Here is a 16,052-nt window from a genome sequence, read left to right as displayed (position 1 = left end):
GTCAGGCGCTAGAATAGCCGGACCAATGAAAACAAAGGGACAAGGTTATCATGCGTACATTCAATCGCCTGCTGTTGACTGGCTTGATTGCACTCGCTCCGATGGCTGCCATGGCGGCAGATGATGCCCCTTCGGGCGATCCGGAAGTTACCATTCGCACGGAAGGCGACAAGACCATCCAGGAATACCGCCAAAACGGCTTCTTGTATGCCATCAAGGTCACTCCGAAGGGGGCTCCACCGTACTTTCTGGTGCGCGCGGACGGCACCGATGCAAACTTCATCCGCTCTGACCAGCCGGATATGCTGATCCCGTCATGGAAGATTTTCGAATGGAAATGATTTCTTAACTTCAATTGGCGCCGTGCAGTGCGGCGCCCGTACTGGCAGTTTTAACCATGTCTGTGTTCACCCCCCTGGCTCGGCCCGAGCTGGAAACCTTTCTCGCCCCTTACGGGCTCGGCCGTCTGCTCGACTTCCAGGGGATTGCCGCCGGTAGTGAAAACACCAATTTCTTTATCAGCCTGGAACAGGGCGAATTCGTCCTGACCCTGGTTGAGCGCGGCCCCGTGGCAGAAATGCCGTTCTTCATCGAACTGCTTGACGTGCTTCACGACGCCGACCTGCCAGTGCCTTACGCGCTTCGTACCACCGACGGCATCGCTTTGCGCGAACTCAAGGGCAAACCCGCCTTGCTGCAACCACGCCTGGCCGGCAAGCACATCAAGGACGCCAACGCCCAACATTGCGCCCAGGTCGGCGACCTGCTCGGCCACCTGCACCTGGCGACTCAAGGCGAGAAGGTACTGGAACGCAAGACCGACCGCGGGCTGGATTGGATGCTCAGCGAAGGTGCGCAGCTTATTTCGCACCTGAGCGATGCACAGCAGCGCCTGTTGCGAGGCGCGCTGGAAGAGATCGAGGCGCACAAAATGCAGATCCTCGCCCTGCCACGCGCCAACGTGCATGCCGACCTGTTTCGTGACAACGCGATGTTCGAAGGCACGCACCTGACGGGCTTGATCGATTTCTACAACGCCTGCTCGGGCCCGATGCTATACGACGTGGCCATCGCCTTGAATGACTGGTGTTCGGACGCCGAAGGCTTGATCGACAGTCAGCGCGCCCGTGCCTTGCTGGGGGCTTATGCCGGGCTGCGGCCGTTTACGGCGAAAGAAGCGCAGTTGTGGCCGACTATGCTGCGCGTTGCGTGCGTGCGCTTCTGGCTGTCCCGCCTGATCGCAGCCCAAGCGTTTGCCGGGCAGGATGTGTTGATTCACGACCCGGCGGAGTTCGAACACCGCTTGGCGCAACGCCAGCAGGTCACGCTCCAGCTGCCGTTCGCGCTCTAACTGCCTCACCAGAGCAAAAACTGTGGGAGGGGGCTTGCTCCCTATAGCGGTGGTGCAGCTACTTATTCACTGGCTGACACACCGTTATCGGGAGCAAGCCCCCTCCCACAGTTTTGATTTTCGCTGAGTCTTACAACGCCTCCAGGCACCCAGCCAGGTCGCTCCCCAACTTATCCAGAACCTGCTCATAGCCCTGAGCAGTGGCCGGCGTATAACCGCCCAGCGCATCCAGCTCCGCCAATTTCACCGGCAACCCCGCCACCAGCGTCTCGGCCAGACGCGGGCGCAGCGGCGGCTCACTGAACACACAAGTCTTGCCCACTTCCTGCAACCGCGTACGCATCGCCGCCACATGCTGGGCGCCCGGTTGTACTTCGGCGGCGACACTGAAGACACCGGCGTGCTTCAAGCCGTAAGCGTCTTCGAAATAGTCAAAGGCTTCGTGGAATACAAAGTAGGGTTTGCCATCAACGCTAGCCAGACGCTTCTTCAGCCGCGCATCCAACGCATCCAGGCGCCCGGCAAAGGCCTTCGCATTGCTCTGATAGCGCTCGGCATTCGCCGGGTCAGCCGCGCTGAGGTCCGCCGCCATGCGCGCCGCGATCACCCGCGCATTCACCGTGGACAACCACAAATGGGCATCGACGCTGCCTGGACGGTGATCATGGTCATGTTCGTCGGCTTCGTCAGCGTGAGAATGGCTATCTTCGCCGAAACGGCGCAGTTTCATACCCGGCAGGTCCTGCACCGCAACCGTCGGTGCTGTACGACCTTTCAGTACGCGAGGCAGGAAAGTCTCCATGTCCGGCCCGATCCAGTACAACAGCTCCACCGACTGCACGCGCCGTACGTCGGATGGGCGCAAGGCGAAGTTATGCGGCGACGCACCCGGTGGCAACAACACCTCCGGCACCGACACACCGTCCTGCACCGCGGCGGCAATCAGTTGCAAGGGCTTGATGCTGGTCAGCACCTTGACCTCGGCCTGCGCCAGGCCTGCGAAGAACAAACTGGTGACAAAAACGACAAAAACGGGAAAAAGTCGGGACACGATGACCACTCAATGGCGTAGGAACGGGTAACATAATAACGTCTCTATCAAATATCTGTCGCCGCTCATGCCTAAAACACCGCTTGCCAGCCGTCCCCATGACCACTCTCACTGCGTGCATACCGCGCTGTCGGAAGCCGACACCCTGTGCGCACAGAAAGGTCTGCGCCTGACCGCTTTGCGTCGCCGCGTGCTGGAACTGGTGTGGCAGAGCCACAAGCCGCTGGGCGCCTACGACATTCTAGGTGTCCTCAGCGAGCAGGACGGTCGCCGCGCCGCGCCACCCACCGTGTACCGAGCGCTGGATTTCCTGCTCGAAAACGGCCTGGTGCACCGCATCGCCTCGCTCAACGCCTTTGTTGGCTGCAACCACCCGGAACATGCGCACCAGGGCCAGTTCCTGATCTGCCGCGAGTGCCATGCGGCCATCGAACTTGAACAAAAAAGCATCAGCGACGCCATTATCAAGAGCTCTGCCGACGTGGGCTTCAAGGTCGAAGGGCAGACCGTCGAGGTGGTCGGCCTGTGCTCGGGTTGCCAGGGGGCTTGATGAGCAATGCGTTAATCCGCCTGGAGCAGGTTGGCGTCACGTTCGCCGGGCAAAACGTGCTGGATAACATCGCGCTCAGCGTCGAGCCGGGGCAGATCGTGACCTTGATCGGCCCCAATGGCGCCGGCAAGACCACCCTGGTGCGTGCCGTGCTCGGCCTGCTCAAGCCCGACACCGGCAGCGTGTGGCGCAAGCCCAGGCTGCGCGTCGGTTATATGCCGCAAAAGCTGCACGTCGACCCGACCCTGCCGCTGTCCGTGCTGCGCTTCCTGCGGCTGGTGCCGCGCGTGGACCGCGCCCGTGCGCAGGCGGCGCTCAAGGAAGTCGGCGCCGAGCAGGTGATCGACAGCCCGGTGCAAAGCATCTCCGGCGGTGAAATGCAGCGCGTGCTGCTGGCCCGCGCCTTGTTGCGCGAGCCGCAACTGCTGGTGCTCGATGAGCCCGTGCAAGGCGTCGATGTCGCCGGCCAGGCCGAGCTGTACAGCCTGATCACCCGCCTGCGCGACCGTCATGGCTGCGGCGTGCTGATGGTCTCCCACGATTTGCACCTGGTCATGAGCACCACCGATCAGGTGGTGTGCCTTAATCGCCATGTGTGCTGTTCCGGTCACCCGGAACAGGTCAGCGGCGACCCGGCATTCGTCGAGCTGTTCGGCAAGAACGCCCAGAGCCTGGCGATTTATCACCACCATCACGACCACGCTCACGACCTGCATGGCGCCGTGGTTGACGATCCGACCGCACCTCACACCCACGTTCATGGAGATGGCTGCAAGCATGGCTGATTTTCTGCTCTACGCCCTGCTGGCAGGCTTGGCTTTGGCACTGGTCGCGGGCCCGCTGGGCTCGTTCGTGGTCTGGCGGCGCATGGCGTACTTTGGCGATACGTTATCCCATGCGGCGCTGCTCGGCGTGGCCATGGGCTTTTTGCTGGACGTGAGCCCAACCATCGCCGTGACCGTGGGCTGCCTGCTGCTGGCGGTGCTGCTGGTGACCCTGCAACAACGCCAGCCGCTGGCCTCGGACACACTGCTGGGCATTCTGGCGCCGAGCACCTTGTCCCTGGGCCTGGTGGTGCTGAGCTTTATGCATGAAGTGCGCATCGACCTGATGGCCTACCTGTTCGGCGACCTGCTGGCGATCAGCCCCACCGACCTTGCATGGATCCTCGGCGGCAGCGCCGCTGTACTGGTGCTGCTGGTCGCCTTGTGGCGGCCACTGCTGGCGATCACCGTGCATGAAGAGCTGGCCAAGGTGGAAGGTTTGCCGGTATCGGCCCTGCGCATGGCCCTGATGTTGTTGATCGCCGTGGTGATCGCTGTCGCGATGAAGATTGTCGGCGTATTGTTGATCACATCGCTGTTGATCATTCCCGCCGCCGCCGCCCAGCGTCACGCCCGCTCACCGGAGCAGATGGCAATCGGCGCCAGCCTGCTGGGAATGCTGGCGGTATGTGGGGGCCTGGCGTTGTCGTGGTTCAAGGACACGCCGGCCGGGCCATCGATTGTGGTCACGGCCGCCGCCCTGTTTCTGCTGAGTTTTGTCCTGCCCCGTCGAGGGGTGTAGACTTGCTCGCTTTTTGCGCAAATAGAGAGTCGCAGGAATGAAGCTGTTCACCTCCCGTTATCTGCTCCTTGCCGCATTTTCCCTGCTGCTGGGCGCCTGTCAAAGCACACCGCCCGTCGCCCCCGAGGCCACGGACCCGCGTGCTGCGGCCATCGCACAGCTGGAGCAAAACCTGGCCAGCAGCGAGCTGGCCACCGCCGAAGACCAGCTTGCGGCACTGCAGGCCCAGTCGCCTAACGACCCCACGCTGGAGCCTTACCAACGTCAATTGGCCGAAGCCTACCTGCAGCGCAGTCAGATCGTGCTGCAAAAGGGCGACGTCAACGCCGCCGCCACCGCCCTGAGCCGCGCCCGCGCGCTGATGCCCAAGGCTCCGGCGCTGACCGGCGGCGTCAACAGCGCCATCACGCACGCCCGCAAGGTCGAGCTGGACAAAGCCGAGGAGGCCCTCAAAGCCGCCGAAGCCAAGCCGGCCGCCAAAGTCATCGACCCGGCGGCGCCCAGCACCACTGTGGCGTTGAACCTCACCGATATTGAAGAACTTCGCCATCAACTGGATGCAATCGCCACCGATGTGGTGAATTACCAGTGCGACGTGAGCATCCAGGCGCCACGCACCGAGGATTACCCCTGGCTGGCCACGCTGCTGACCAAGCGGGTGAAGAAGATTGATTCAGGGTACGACCTGAAGATTCACCGGCAGATCCTCAAGAAGATCCCGGCGCAGATCGTGCTGATCCCGCGCAAGGCGGACTAAAAGCATCGGGAGCAAGCCCCCTCTCACATTTTGAACGGTGAACATATTCAAATGTGGAAGGGGGCTTGCTCCCGATGGCGATCTAACAAACAACCAATAGCTTACGCCGGAATCGCTTTAGCCTTCGGCTCACGATCCCAAACCCGATGCTGTGCAATCGCGGCAAAAAATGCCTTGATTGCTTTCGCATCCGAGCCAACGATCAGCCCCGCATCCGCCTCCAGTTTCAGCAGATCCAGCAATGGCTTCACGTCACTGGCCACGGCAATCGCCTTCAGGTGCTTGTACGCTTCCAGCACATAGTGCAGCGCCACACCATCACCGCTCAACGCTTGCACCGACGCCTTACCGCCCGGGATAAACACCGCGTCAAACGCAATGGACGGCATGCCTTCCATCGACGCATCCACCGGCAGCGTCTTGCCTTGCGCCGTGGTCACGGGTGCCGAGGTCGGCCCCAGCAACTTGGCATGCGCCCCCTCGACCTCCAGCGCCTTTTTCAGCGCATCAATCGCCACGCCGTCCACGCCATTGGCAGCCAGAATCGCCACTTTGCGTGTCTTGATATCGCCCGACAGCAGGTTGACCTGGCTCAAGGCTGGTGATTTTTTCACCGATGACTCACGCGCTGGCACCGTGCCCTTGGTCGGTGTCGGCAGGCCCAGGTTCTGCGCCACGCGCTTGGCCAGCTCCAAGTCAATATTGGCCAGGATCTCATTCACCTGACGGGCACGGATATGCTCGCGCTCCACCTTGCCAAGCTCGAAGCTGTAGGCGGCAATGATGTGCTCTTTCTCATGCTGGCTCATGCTGTTGAAAAACAAGGTGGCCTGAGAGAAGTGATCACCGAACGACTCACTGCGCTCACGCACCTTGTTGGCGTCGACGCGCTCGTAATAGCTTTCGAAGCCGCCATCCGTCGGCCCTGCCGGCGTTTCCTTGGGCCAGCCGCCGTCGATGGAGTTGGGCTCGTAAGCCGCACGGCCCTTGTCGATCACCGTACGGTGCTGCGCATCACGCTGGCCATTATGGAACGGCGCGACCGGGCGGTTGATCGGGATCTCATGGAAGTTCGGCCCACCGAGTCGGCTGATCTGCGTATCGGTGTAGGAAAACAGACGGCCCTGCAGCAAAGGGTCATTGGTGAAGTCGATACCGGGCACGATATGCCCGGGGCAGAACGCAACCTGCTCGACTTCGGCGAAAAAGTTGTCCGGGTTGCGGTTGAGCACCATCTTGCCCAGCGGGGTAATGGGCACCAGTTCTTCAGGAATGATCTTGGTGGGGTCCAGCAAGTCGAAGTCGAACTTATGCTCATCTTCTTCTGCAACGACCTGAACACCCAATTCCCACTCGGGGTAATCGCCCATTTCAATCGATTCCCACAGATCCCGGCGATGGTAGTCGGTGTCTTTACCCGCGAGCTTTTGCGCTTCGTCCCACACCAGAGAGCAGGTGCCTACCTTGGGTCGCCAGTGAAATTTCACGAAGCTGGATTTGCCTTCGGTGTTGATCAGGCGAAAGGTATGCACGCCAAAACCCTGCATGGCGCGCAGGCTTTTTGGAATCGCCCGGTCAGACATCGCCCAGATCACCATGTGCGCCGATTCCGGCTGCAGCGAGACGAAATCCCAGAACGTGTCATGGGCCGAGCCGCCGGTAGGAATCTCGTTGTGTGGTTCAGGTTTTACCGCGTGCACAAAGTCAGGAAACTTGATCGCGTCCTGTATGAAAAACACCGGCATATTGTTGCCCACCAAGTCGAAGTTGCCTTCGTCAGTGAAGAACTTCACCGCAAAACCGCGCACGTCACGCACCGTGTCACCGGAGCCGCGCGGCCCCTGCACGGTAGAGAAGCGCACGAACACGGGCGTCTTATGTTCAGGCGTGCGCAGGAACCCGGCCTTGGTCAGTGCCGAATGGTCCTCATAGCTCTGGAAATAGCCGTGGGCGCCGGTGCCGCGGGCATGCACGATGCGCTCCGGGATACGCTCATGGTCAAAGTGCGTGATCTTTTCACGCATGATGAAATCTTCGAGCAGCGACGGGCCGCGGGCGCCCACCTTCAAGCTGTTCTGGTTATCGGAGATTTTCACGCCTTGGTTAGTGCGCAGGGCTTGGCCGGTCGCATCGGAACGGAACTCATCCAGGGCCTGCAGCTTGGCGTTGGTGTTGCCACGGTCCAGGGCGTCGGTACCGGCGAGTTCACTCTTCGGCGGGGCGACTGGCTTCTTGGTACTCATCAGACAAAACTCCTTAATCAAGTGGCCAGAGCGGTCCCCGGCTCGTTTGAGCAAAACCCCAGGCACGGCACCCGGGGGATCGCATTGCCTATGTAGTGACTGATGAGGTTTTTGGCCGTTCCTTTTTTATGACCTTTGATCGCGTTATCGCCAAATCGCTGGATGAATGCGAAATAAATGCTAAGAAACGCTATACGGACAGGCTAAAATGCGCGCCCGGCTAACCGCTGATCCCTTTTCCATGCGCCCCACAAGGTTCGCTACGTGATCGAGTTTCAAAACGTCCATAAAACCTACCGCGTCGCCGGTAAGGATATTCCCGCCCTGCACCCCACCAGCCTGCGCGTCGAGAACGGCCAGGTGTTTGGCCTGATTGGCCATTCGGGCGCGGGTAAAAGTACCCTGCTGCGCCTGATCAACCGCCTCGAAGAACCGAGCGGCGGCCAGATCACGGTCGACGGCGAAGAAGTCACCGCCCTGGACGCCAACGGCCTGCGCCGTTTCCGCCAACAGGTCGGCATGATCTTCCAGCACTTCAACCTGCTGGCATCCAAGACCGTCGCCGACAATGTGGCGTTGCCGCTGACCCTGGCCGGCGAATTGTCGCGCAAGGACATCAACCTGCGCGTGGCTGAACTGCTGGCCCGCGTCGGCCTGTCGGACCACGCCAAAAAGTACCCGGCGCAATTATCCGGCGGCCAGAAGCAGCGCGTCGGCATCGCCCGCGCCCTGGCGACCAAGCCGAAGATTTTGCTGTGCGACGAAGCCACCAGCGCCCTCGACCCGCAGACCACCGCCTCGGTGCTGCAACTGCTGGCCGAGATCAACCGTGAGCTGAAACTGACCATCGTGCTGATCACCCATGAAATGGACGTGATCCGCCGCGTATGCGACCAGGTGGCCGTGATGGACGCCGGCGTGATCGTCGAGCAAGGCTCGGTGGCCGACGTGTTCCTGCACCCGCAGCACCCGACCACCAAACGTTTCGTACAAGAAGCCGAGCAGGTCGACGAAGGCGAACAGCGCGATGACTTCGCCCACGTACCCGGCCGTATCGTGCGCCTGACGTTCCAAGGCGACGCAACCTACGCGCCATTGCTGGGTACCGTCGCCCGCGAAACGGGGGTGGACTACAGCATCCTCGCCGGTCGCATCGACCGCATCAAAGACATCCCCTACGGGCAACTGACCCTGGCCGTCACCGGCGGTGACATGGAAGCGGCGTTTGCCCGCTTCACCGCCGCAGACGTTCACATGGAGGTGCTGCGCTAATGGACCTGTTCCTGAATTTTTTCGCCGATATCGACTGGTCCGAAATCTGGCTCGCCACCGGCGATACCATGACCATGCTGTTCGGCTCGCTGTTCTTCACGGTCGTGCTGGGCCTGCCCCTGGGCGTGCTGCTGTTCTTGACCAGCCCTCGTCAGCTGTTCGAGCAGAAAGGCTTGTACGCCTTTCTGTCGCTGGTCGTGAACATGCTGCGTTCGCTGCCGTTCATCATCCTGCTGATCGTGATGCTCCCATTAACCAAACTGATCACTGGCATATACATGGACGAGGCCACCACGCTGGGCGTTGCGGGCGCGATTCCGCCGCTCGTTATCGGCGCCACACCATTCTTTGCGCGCCTGGTGGAAACCGCCCTGCGTGAAGTGGACCGCGGCATCATCGAGGCCACCCAGTCGATGGGTGCCAGCACGCGCCAGATCATCACCAGCGCCTTGCTGCCCGAAGCACGCCCCGGCATTTTCGCGGCAATTACCGTGACCGCGATTACACTGGTTTCCTACACGGCGATGGCCGGCGTGGTCGGTGCCGGTGGGCTGGGCGACTTGGCGATCCGTTTCGGTTACCAGCGTTTCCAGGACAATGTAATGGTGGTTACCGTGGTGATGCTGATGATCCTGGTACAAATTCTGCAAACCGTCGGCGACAAGCTGGTGGTGCACTTTTCTCGAAAATAACGGCCATTGCCGGCCCAACGCCGGCACATGCCCGAACAAGGAGCTTGTTGGATGAAAAAACTACTGGTTGCTTTCGCCGCCGTTGCCGCGTTTTCCGCCCACGCCGAGACCCTCAAGGTCGCTGCTTCGCCAGTACCGCATGCGCAAATCCTGGAATTCGTGAAGCCTGCGCTGGCCAAAGAAGGCGTGGACCTGCAGATCAAAGTCTTCACCGATTACGTACAGCCCAACGTCCAAGTGGCCGAAAAACGCCTGGACGCCAACTTCTTCCAGCACCAGCCGTACCTGGATGAATTCAACAAAGCGAAGGGCACTCACCTGGTGAGCGTCGGCGCTGTGCATCTGGAACCCCTGGGCGCCTACTCCAGCAAGTACAAAAAACTGGACGAGCTGCCAAGCGGCGCCAACGTGGTGATCCCGAACGACGCCACCAACGGCGGCCGTGCCCTGCTGCTTCTGGCCAACAACGGTCTGATCACCCTGAAGGACCCGACCAACATCCTGTCGACCATCAAGGACATCACCGGTAACAGCAAAAACCTGAAGTTCCGTGAACTGGAAGCCGCCACCCTGCCGCGCGTGCTCACACAGGTCGACCTGGCACTGATCAACACCAACTACGCCCTGGAAGCCAAGCTGGACCCATCCAAGGACGCCCTGGTGATCGAAGGCAGCGACTCGCCTTACGTGAATATCCTGGTCACCCGCGAAGACAACAAGGATTCGGACGCGGTGAAGAAGCTGGTTGCAGCGCTGCACACACCAGAAGTGAAGGCATTTATCGAAGAGAAGTACAAAGGCGCGATCAAGCCGGCGTTCTGATCCCAAACACACCGAAGATCAAAAAATGTGGGAGGGGGCTTGCTCCCTCCCACATTTGCTTTGTGTTGTCTTTACTTGCGCTGTAGCAACCCTGGCAACTGCGCCACCAGCTTCTGGTTGTTCAACGGCGCCCGAATAAACCCACGCTGCGTCCCATCCGGCCCGATCAGCGCGAGGTTGCCGCTGTGGTCGACGGTGTAGTTCGGCTTGCTGGTATCGGCCGGGATGAACGGGATACTCACCGCATTCGAGACCTTCTGTACGTCGCCTACATTCGCGCCGGTGAGGCCTGCAAATTGCGGGTCGAAATAGCCCAGGTACTGCTTGAGCTGGGCAGGGGTGTCGCGGTTCGGGTCGACGCTGACCAGGATCACTTGCAAGTTATCCACCGCCTCTTTGGGCAGTTCGCTCTTGATCTGGCGCAGTTGCGCAAGGGTGGTGGGGCAGATGTCCGGGCAGAAGGTGTAGCCGAAGAACAGCAGGCTCCACTTGCCTTTCAATTCGTTGACCACCACCGGCTGGCCGTCCTGGTTGGCCATGGTCACCGGCGGCAACTGACGGCTTTGCGGCAGCAGGATAATGCCGGCGTCGATTAGCGCAGTGGGGTCGCCCTGGCCTTTGCCCGACAGCACTTTGTTAACGGTCAGGCCCATGATCAAGGCCACCAGGGCCACCAGGATGAAGACAGTTTTTTGAGTTCGAGTCATAGGTTCAACAATAGGTAGTGGTCTACGAGCAGGGCGATAAACAGTAAGAACAGGTACCAGATAGAGTACTTGAACGTGTTGATCGCCGCGTGCGGCCGACCGCCACGGTACAACACCCAGGCCCATTGCAGAAAGCGCCCGCCCAATACCAATGCGCACACCAGATACAGCGCGCCGCTCATGTGGATGACATAGGGCATCAGGCTCACCGCCAGCAGGGCAAAGGTGTACAGCAGGATATGCACCTTGGTGTAGTGCTCGCCATGGGTGACCGGCAGCATCGGGATATCGGCCTTGGCGTATTCCTCCTTGCGGTGGATGGCCAGGGCCCAGAAGTGCGGCGGGGTCCAGGCAAAGATGATCAGCACCAGCAACAGCGGTTCGGCGCTGATGTGTCCGGTGACCGCGACCCAGCCCAGCAGCGGTGGCGCAGCGCCGGCCAACCCGCCGATGACGATATTCTGCGGCGTCGCGCGCTTGAGAAAACCGGTGTAGATCACTGCATAGCCGAGCAGCGAAGCCAGCGTCAGCCAGGCCGCCAGCGGGTTGGTGAATGCCAGCAGCAACGCCAGCCCCGCAATAGCCAGAAACAACGCAAATGCCAGCGCCGCGACCGGCGATACGCGGCCTTCCGCCAGCGGCCGCTTGTGGGTGCGCGCCATCACGGCATCGATCCGGCGGTCCACCACGTGGTTGACCGCCGCCGCGCCGCCCGCGCACAGGGCGATCCCCATGTTGCCGAACACCAGCACCGTCCACGGCACCCCGGCACGGGTGGCGAGGAACATGCCCACCAGCGAGGTGATGAGCATCAGCACTACCACTTTTGGCTTGGTCAGCTCCAAATAGTCGCGCCAGATTGCCTGGCCGTGACGCGTGCCGATCAAGGTCGCCATGGCATCTCTCCTTTAAGGGTGACAAGGCCCGCTACGTGTTTGCGCGGGCTGAAACGCCAGCCGAACGGCAACTGATGACGCACCCGAACCAGGCTGGTGCGGGCGTGGTAATTGACCAGCACCAGCGTCAGCAATAAGGCTGCACCGCCAGCGTTATGCCCGACCGCCACCGGCAACGGCAGACCGAACGCCACATTGCTCAGGCCCAGGCCGATTTGCGCGGCCAGGGCGATCAGCAGCAGCCCCGCGAGCCGGGTCATGCCCACCGCGCGCAATTGCCAGGCCAGGCCCAGCAGCACCAGGGTGACCAGCACCGCGCCGATGCGATGGGTCAGATGGATGGCCGTGCGCGCCTCGCTGTCGAGTTGGCCGCCCAGGTAGTTGGGGCCAATGTGTTGGGTCAGGTGAAAGCCATTGGCAAAGTCCGCCGTAGGCCACCATTGACCATGGCAGGTGGGCAAGTCCACACACGCCACGGCCGCGTAATTGGAGCTGACCCAACCGCCAAGCGCGATCTGACCGATCACCAGCGCCAGCCCGGCGGTGGCCCAATACTGCAGGCGCTTGGGCACGATCAGTGCGGGCAGTACGCCGGACAATCGCAACGTCAGCAAAAACAACAGGCTCAAGGTCGCAAAGCCGCCCAACAGATGGCCGGTCACCACCTGTGGCCAGAGTTTCAAGGTCACCGTCCACATGCCGAACGCCGCTTGGGCGAACACCACCGCCAACACAAACAGCGGCAACTTCACCGGCTGGCCAGGGTCACGCCGGTGACTCCACGAACGCGCCGCCAACAGCGCAATCAGCAAACCCAGGCTGCCGGCGAAGTAGCGATGGGTCATCTCGGCCCAGCCCTTGTCGGCCTCCACCGGCGTGTCGGGAAAATGCAATTGGGCATGGGCCAATTGGGCTTCGCTTTGCGGCACGCCGATAAAACCATAGCAGCCGGGCCAGTCCGGGCAGCCAAGGCCTGCGTGACTCAGGCGGGTATAGGCGCCCAGCAGCACGACGATCAATGCGAGCAAAGTGGCAAACAACGCGAGGCGAAATCCAGGTTTGGCCATGACGATGCCCTTATCCGATGTTCGATAGTTTCAGCAGGTGGCGCAGGTCGTTAAGCAAGTCCTTGCCCTTGACCTTGGCGTCGTAGCGCAGCACCAGGTTGCCGTGAGGGTCGACAATCCACAGCTGCGCCTCACCCGGCGCGGCGGCGTTCTTGGTAAAGGTCGAGAGGTCCAGCGCGTAACGCTGCAATTGCGGGTACTCGGCCTTGAGCTTGGCGTCGTAGTCGGCGCCCACCGGTTGCGCACTGGCCAGGGCATGGCTGGCGCGAGAGGCATCGCGGCCCAGGCCGATCTGCAACTGCCGTGCGAGGTACACCAGTTGCTGGCAGTCCGCGGCGCAGGCCGCGGGCGCGGTGACCAACAGTTGCCAGCGCGTTTCCTCGGCCTGCACGCCGATGTCGGCGCGGGTCTGGCCGTTGCCGATCATTTCGCCGTGATAGCTGCGGCTGTCCGGCACCCAAAACTGCAGCTTGTACATAAAGGTGGCGAGCACCATCGGGCCGATCACCATCAGCAGGATCAGCAACAGTTGCCAGCGGCCTTTGCGTCGATCAGGCAGCTCAGACATGTTGAGTCGATTCGTGGCCGCTCTCATGGGGCTTCTCCTTTGTGTTGTGCCGTCCGAGATAGACATAAAGCGCCAGCAACGCCAGCGCCATGGCAAACCATTGCACGGCATAGGCCTGGTGTTTTTCCGGGCCCATGGCGACCACCGGCCAGGTGGTTTCGTACGTACCAGGCCCAGCTTCGGCGCGCAGCTCGTAAGCGAAGCCGCTGCGGCCCAGCTCGGCCCATAACGCGGCGGGGTGCAGCGCGGTCAGCAGGCGCGGCCATGGCGCACCGGCGGGGTCGGCATGCAGTTGGAAGGTTTCGCCGGGGGCGACGTACACCCAGGCATCGAGGTTCACCGGTTGTTCAGGGGTGGTGAAGGCGGGCGCGGCGCGGCGGTCCGGCCACGGCAACCAGCCGCGATTGAGCCACAGCCACAGGCCGCTGGCCTGGTCATGAAAGGGCTGTAGCAACTCGACGCCGGCCTTGCCGTCGCGCATGCGGTTGTCGAGCAATACGCTGTGCTCGGCATCGAATTGACCACGCAGGCGTACACGGCGAAAGGCCGGGTCCATGGAACCATTGAGTTGCTCGCTGCTCATTGGCGCCGACGCACGGCGCTCGGCATAGGTGTCGAGCAATACCTGTTTTTCATGCCCCCGCGACAACTGCCAGAACCCCAACCCCACCATCAACGGCAGCAGTATCAACACCACCAGGGTCGGCGCGATGCCGGGACGAAACTGTTTCATGGCGCTGGCTATACTTGTTTTCATTGCCCGCCCCCTCCGTAAAAGCCCAGGAGCCAGACCATGCTCAAAGCAGCCATTGCCCTGATGCTGATCGCGACTGTCGTGAGCCTGTTCAGTGGCCTGTTCTTTCTGGTCAAGGACGAAGGCCACTCCAATCGCCTCGTCACAGCCTTGACCGTGCGTGTCGTGCTGGCCGTGATCACCCTGGCGTTGATCACCTGGGGGTTCTTCAGCGGCCAGCTGGTATCGCATGCACCTTGGTGAGGCGCATCACAGTACGTAGACGAAGAAAAACAAGCCGATCCACACCACATCCACAAAGTGCCAATACCAACTGGCCGCCTCGAAGCCGAATTGGTGCTCGGCATTGAAATGCCCACGCAGGATGCGCATCAACATCACAAACAAGATGATCGTGCCGATGGTCACGTGGGCGCCGTGGAAACCCGTGAGCATAAAGAACGTCGCACCGTACACGCCCGAGCCCAAGGTCAGGCCCAGCTCTTTATAGGCGTGGATGTATTCCTCGGCCTGGAAGCCGAGGAACGCCAGGCCCAGCAACACGGTGATCGCCAGCCAGATTTTCAGCGCGCCGCGATGGCCTTTGCGCAAGGCATGGTGGGCAATGGTGATGGTCACGCTGGAACTCACCAGCAGGATGGTGTTGACCAACGGCAAGCCCCACGGGCTGATGGTGCCCTTGGGTGCGGGGTAGAGCTTGGGGTCCGGGTTGTTGAGCAAGGGCCAGGCAAACTCGAAATTGGGCCACAGCATATGTGCGATGCCCTTGGGCCCTTCGCCCGCCAACCAGGGGCCAGACCACGTCCGCACATAAAACAGCGCACCGAAGAACGCGATAAAGAACATCACTTCGGAAAAAATGAACCACGTCATGCCCCAACGAAACGAGCGGTCCATCTGCGAGCTGTACAAACCGGCACGGCTTTCTTTGATCACGGCACCGAACCAGCCAAACATCATGTAGGCCAGCAACAGCCCGCCGACGAAAAAGATCCACGGGCCGTGGGATTCCGGGCGTGCGGCCTTGAGATCGTTGAACCACACACCCAGGCCATACACAGTGATCAGCAGGCCAAACGTGGCAATTATTGGCCATTTGCTTTGCGCTGGTACGTAGTACGTATCATGAGTCGACATGTATTCGCTCTCCTGATTGAGCGGGCAAACAGTAGCTAGCCGCCGGTATGGGCAGCCACGGGCGGTTGGCGCGCAGTGATGTCAAACAGCGTGTACGCCAGGGTCAAATGCTTCACATCCCTGGGCATGTCGCGGTCGACGATAAAGCGCACCGGCATCTCGATACGCTCGCCTGGCTGCAGTACTTGCTGGGTGAAGCAGAAGCACTCGGTTTTGTGGAAGTACATGGCCGCTTCCGCCGGGGAGATGCTGGGCACTGCCTGGGCAGTCATCGGCTTGTCGGTAGGGTTGTGCGCCACAAACAGCATCTCGGTCACCGCGCCGGGGTTGACCACCACCTCGTCAGCCTTGGCGTAAAAGTCCCAGACCATGTCGATGGCATTGGTAGACAGGAACTGCACCCGCACCTGACGCGACGGGTCGACCACTTGCGAGCCTTCGTACTGCCCGGCGGTCTTGCCGTTGATGCCGAACGCCTTGCACATCACGTCGTAGATCGGCACCAGGGCAAAGCCAAAGGCGAACATCGCCAGCACCAGAATCAACAGCCGGGTGACCAGGCGCTTGAGGGGCACGGATTCAGCCATGGCGATCACCCAAGACGAGCACAATCAGCGTG

General features: G+C 61.2%; 19 protein-coding genes. 10 read left to right on the top strand and 9 right to left on the bottom strand.

What is annotated here, in order from left to right:
• Positions 1-50 precede the first annotated feature (50 nt).
• Complete coding sequence (locus AB4O25_RS18990; protein ID WP_017528747.1) at positions 51-341, top strand: DUF2782 domain-containing protein; 291 nt, start codon at positions 51-53, stop codon at positions 339-341.
• A 56-nt stretch (positions 342-397) separates the two neighbouring features.
• Positions 398-1,351 (top strand): homoserine kinase, encoded by a 954-nt coding sequence (locus tag AB4O25_RS18985; protein WP_068937950.1) that lies wholly within the window; start codon positions 398-400, stop codon positions 1,349-1,351.
• 130 nt (positions 1,352-1,481) lie between these two features.
• Here AB4O25_RS18985 and AB4O25_RS18980 read toward each other — a convergent pair whose 3' ends face one another.
• Entirely contained in the window at positions 1,482-2,411 is a 930-nt protein-coding gene (locus AB4O25_RS18980; RefSeq protein WP_017528745.1) for a zinc ABC transporter substrate-binding protein, read from the bottom strand.
• A gap of 58 nt (positions 2,412-2,469) precedes the next feature.
• On the opposite strand from AB4O25_RS18980, the gene zur reads away from it, so the two are divergent.
• From zur to AB4O25_RS18960, 4 genes are read left to right on the top strand one after another with little or no spacing between them, the layout of a single operon-like run.
• Positions 2,470-2,952 carry a zinc uptake transcriptional repressor Zur gene (gene zur / locus AB4O25_RS18975; protein ID WP_017528744.1) on the top strand — a complete coding sequence of 161 codons (483 nt, stop codon included), beginning with the start codon at positions 2,470-2,472 and terminating at the stop codon, positions 2,950-2,952.
• Complete coding sequence (gene znuC / locus AB4O25_RS18970) at positions 2,952-3,737, top strand: zinc ABC transporter ATP-binding protein ZnuC (protein ID WP_065879187.1); 786 nt, start codon at positions 2,952-2,954, stop codon at positions 3,735-3,737. Before zur ends, znuC begins: the two co-directional genes overlap by 1 nt.
• Positions 3,730-4,518 (top strand): zinc ABC transporter permease subunit ZnuB, encoded by a 789-nt coding sequence (gene znuB / locus AB4O25_RS18965; protein WP_017528742.1) that lies wholly within the window; start codon positions 3,730-3,732, stop codon positions 4,516-4,518. Before znuC ends, znuB begins: the two co-directional genes overlap by 8 nt.
• Positions 4,519-4,555: 37 nt before the next feature.
• On the top strand, positions 4,556-5,275 hold the full coding sequence (locus AB4O25_RS18960) for a PA5502 family lipoprotein (RefSeq protein ID WP_017528741.1): 720 nt from the start codon (positions 4,556-4,558) through the stop codon (positions 5,273-5,275).
• 101 nt (positions 5,276-5,376) lie between these two features.
• On the opposite strand, the gene katE is transcribed toward AB4O25_RS18960, so the two are convergent.
• Positions 5,377-7,518 (bottom strand): catalase HPII, encoded by a 2,142-nt coding sequence (gene katE / locus AB4O25_RS18955; protein ID WP_460149861.1) that lies wholly within the window; start codon positions 7,516-7,518, stop codon positions 5,377-5,379.
• 264 nt (positions 7,519-7,782) lie between these two features.
• On the opposite strand from katE, the gene AB4O25_RS18950 reads away from it, so the two are divergent.
• The 3 genes from AB4O25_RS18950 to AB4O25_RS18940 are packed head-to-tail and all read left to right on the top strand — an operon-like array spanning position 7,783 to position 10,304.
• Positions 7,783-8,790 (top strand): methionine ABC transporter ATP-binding protein, encoded by a 1,008-nt coding sequence (locus tag AB4O25_RS18950; RefSeq protein WP_065879189.1) that lies wholly within the window; start codon positions 7,783-7,785, stop codon positions 8,788-8,790.
• Positions 8,790-9,482 carry a methionine ABC transporter permease gene (locus AB4O25_RS18945; RefSeq protein ID WP_065879190.1) on the top strand — a complete coding sequence of 231 codons (693 nt, stop codon included), beginning with the start codon at positions 8,790-8,792 and terminating at the stop codon, positions 9,480-9,482. The genes AB4O25_RS18950 and AB4O25_RS18945 overlap by 1 nt, the downstream gene beginning before the upstream one ends.
• A gap of 51 nt (positions 9,483-9,533) precedes the next feature.
• Positions 9,534-10,304, top strand: a complete 771-nt coding sequence (locus tag AB4O25_RS18940; protein WP_068937954.1) for a MetQ/NlpA family ABC transporter substrate-binding protein — start codon at positions 9,534-9,536, stop codon at positions 10,302-10,304.
• 71 nt (positions 10,305-10,375) lie between these two features.
• Here the strand turns inward: AB4O25_RS18940 and AB4O25_RS18935 are convergent, their stop codons facing one another.
• Genes AB4O25_RS18935 through AB4O25_RS18915 form a run of 5 tightly spaced genes read right to left on the bottom strand, consistent with a single transcriptional unit; the run spans position 10,376 to position 14,299 of the window.
• A complete protein-coding gene (locus tag AB4O25_RS18935; RefSeq protein ID WP_017528736.1) occupies positions 10,376-11,011 on the bottom strand; it encodes an SCO family protein in 636 nt (211 codons plus the stop codon).
• Positions 11,008-11,907, bottom strand: coding sequence for a heme o synthase (gene cyoE / locus AB4O25_RS18930; RefSeq protein ID WP_017528735.1), 900 nt, complete (start codon positions 11,905-11,907; stop codon positions 11,008-11,010). Before cyoE ends, AB4O25_RS18935 begins: the two co-directional genes overlap by 4 nt.
• Positions 11,895-12,974: a COX15/CtaA family protein gene (locus AB4O25_RS18925; protein WP_068937955.1), complete on the bottom strand. Its 1,080-nt coding sequence runs from the start codon at positions 12,972-12,974 to the stop codon at positions 11,895-11,897. Before AB4O25_RS18925 ends, cyoE begins: the two co-directional genes overlap by 13 nt.
• 10 nt (positions 12,975-12,984) lie before the next feature.
• Complete coding sequence (locus AB4O25_RS18920; RefSeq protein ID WP_017528733.1) at positions 12,985-13,569, bottom strand: hypothetical protein; 585 nt, start codon at positions 13,567-13,569, stop codon at positions 12,985-12,987.
• Positions 13,535-14,299 carry an SURF1 family protein gene (locus AB4O25_RS18915; RefSeq protein ID WP_032883470.1) on the bottom strand — a complete coding sequence of 255 codons (765 nt, stop codon included), beginning with the start codon at positions 14,297-14,299 and terminating at the stop codon, positions 13,535-13,537. The genes AB4O25_RS18920 and AB4O25_RS18915 overlap by 35 nt, the downstream gene beginning before the upstream one ends.
• A gap of 36 nt (positions 14,300-14,335) precedes the next feature.
• Here AB4O25_RS18915 and AB4O25_RS18910 point away from each other — a divergent pair, with 36 nt between their 5' ends.
• Positions 14,336-14,539 carry a twin transmembrane helix small protein gene (locus AB4O25_RS18910; RefSeq protein WP_017528731.1) on the top strand — a complete coding sequence of 68 codons (204 nt, stop codon included), beginning with the start codon at positions 14,336-14,338 and terminating at the stop codon, positions 14,537-14,539.
• A 6-nt stretch (positions 14,540-14,545) separates the two neighbouring features.
• On the opposite strand, the gene AB4O25_RS18905 is transcribed toward AB4O25_RS18910, so the two are convergent.
• Positions 14,546-15,433 carry a cytochrome c oxidase subunit 3 gene (locus AB4O25_RS18905; protein WP_017528730.1) on the bottom strand — a complete coding sequence of 296 codons (888 nt, stop codon included), beginning with the start codon at positions 15,431-15,433 and terminating at the stop codon, positions 14,546-14,548.
• Between the two features lie 35 nt (positions 15,434-15,468).
• On the bottom strand, positions 15,469-16,020 hold the full coding sequence (locus tag AB4O25_RS18900; RefSeq protein WP_026067327.1) for a cytochrome c oxidase assembly protein: 552 nt from the start codon (positions 16,018-16,020) through the stop codon (positions 15,469-15,471).
• Positions 16,021-16,052: the final 32 nt, after the last annotated feature.

This window comes from Pseudomonas sp. S3_A03, from assembly GCF_054668275.1.
The sequence above is the reverse complement of the archived record's forward strand: the minus strand, read 5'-3'. Positions and strand labels throughout refer to the sequence as shown.

What these genes read in the sequence shown, in the direction of transcription:
- AB4O25_RS18910 (WP_017528731.1), top strand. Translation starts at nt 14,336, where the DNA reads ATGCTCAAAGCAGCCATTGCCCTGATGCTGATCGCGACTGTCGTGAGC.
- cyoE (WP_017528735.1), bottom strand. Translation starts at nt 11,907, where the DNA reads ATGGCGACCTTGATCGGCACGCGTCACGGCCAGGCAATCTGGCGCGAC.
- AB4O25_RS18915 (WP_032883470.1), bottom strand. Translation starts at nt 14,299, where the DNA reads ATGAAAACAAGTATAGCCAGCGCCATGAAACAGTTTCGTCCCGGCATC.
- AB4O25_RS18945 (WP_065879190.1), top strand. Translation starts at nt 8,790, where the DNA reads ATGGACCTGTTCCTGAATTTTTTCGCCGATATCGACTGGTCCGAAATC.
- znuC (WP_065879187.1), top strand. Translation starts at nt 2,952, where the DNA reads ATGAGCAATGCGTTAATCCGCCTGGAGCAGGTTGGCGTCACGTTCGCC.
- AB4O25_RS18960 (WP_017528741.1), top strand. Translation starts at nt 4,556, where the DNA reads ATGAAGCTGTTCACCTCCCGTTATCTGCTCCTTGCCGCATTTTCCCTG.
- AB4O25_RS18900 (WP_026067327.1), bottom strand. Translation starts at nt 16,020, where the DNA reads ATGGCTGAATCCGTGCCCCTCAAGCGCCTGGTCACCCGGCTGTTGATT.
- AB4O25_RS18935 (WP_017528736.1), bottom strand. Translation starts at nt 11,011, where the DNA reads ATGACTCGAACTCAAAAAACTGTCTTCATCCTGGTGGCCCTGGTGGCC.
- AB4O25_RS18985 (WP_068937950.1), top strand. Translation starts at nt 398, where the DNA reads ATGTCTGTGTTCACCCCCCTGGCTCGGCCCGAGCTGGAAACCTTTCTC.
- AB4O25_RS18990 (WP_017528747.1), top strand. Translation starts at nt 51, where the DNA reads ATGCGTACATTCAATCGCCTGCTGTTGACTGGCTTGATTGCACTCGCT.
- znuB (WP_017528742.1), top strand. Translation starts at nt 3,730, where the DNA reads ATGGCTGATTTTCTGCTCTACGCCCTGCTGGCAGGCTTGGCTTTGGCA.
- zur (WP_017528744.1), top strand. Translation starts at nt 2,470, where the DNA reads ATGCCTAAAACACCGCTTGCCAGCCGTCCCCATGACCACTCTCACTGC.
- AB4O25_RS18940 (WP_068937954.1), top strand. Translation starts at nt 9,534, where the DNA reads ATGAAAAAACTACTGGTTGCTTTCGCCGCCGTTGCCGCGTTTTCCGCC.
- AB4O25_RS18905 (WP_017528730.1), bottom strand. Translation starts at nt 15,433, where the DNA reads ATGTCGACTCATGATACGTACTACGTACCAGCGCAAAGCAAATGGCCA.
- katE (WP_460149861.1), bottom strand. Translation starts at nt 7,518, where the DNA reads ATGAGTACCAAGAAGCCAGTCGCCCCGCCGAAGAGTGAACTCGCCGGT.
- AB4O25_RS18920 (WP_017528733.1), bottom strand. Translation starts at nt 13,569, where the DNA reads ATGAGAGCGGCCACGAATCGACTCAACATGTCTGAGCTGCCTGATCGA.
- AB4O25_RS18925 (WP_068937955.1), bottom strand. Translation starts at nt 12,974, where the DNA reads ATGGCCAAACCTGGATTTCGCCTCGCGTTGTTTGCCACTTTGCTCGCA.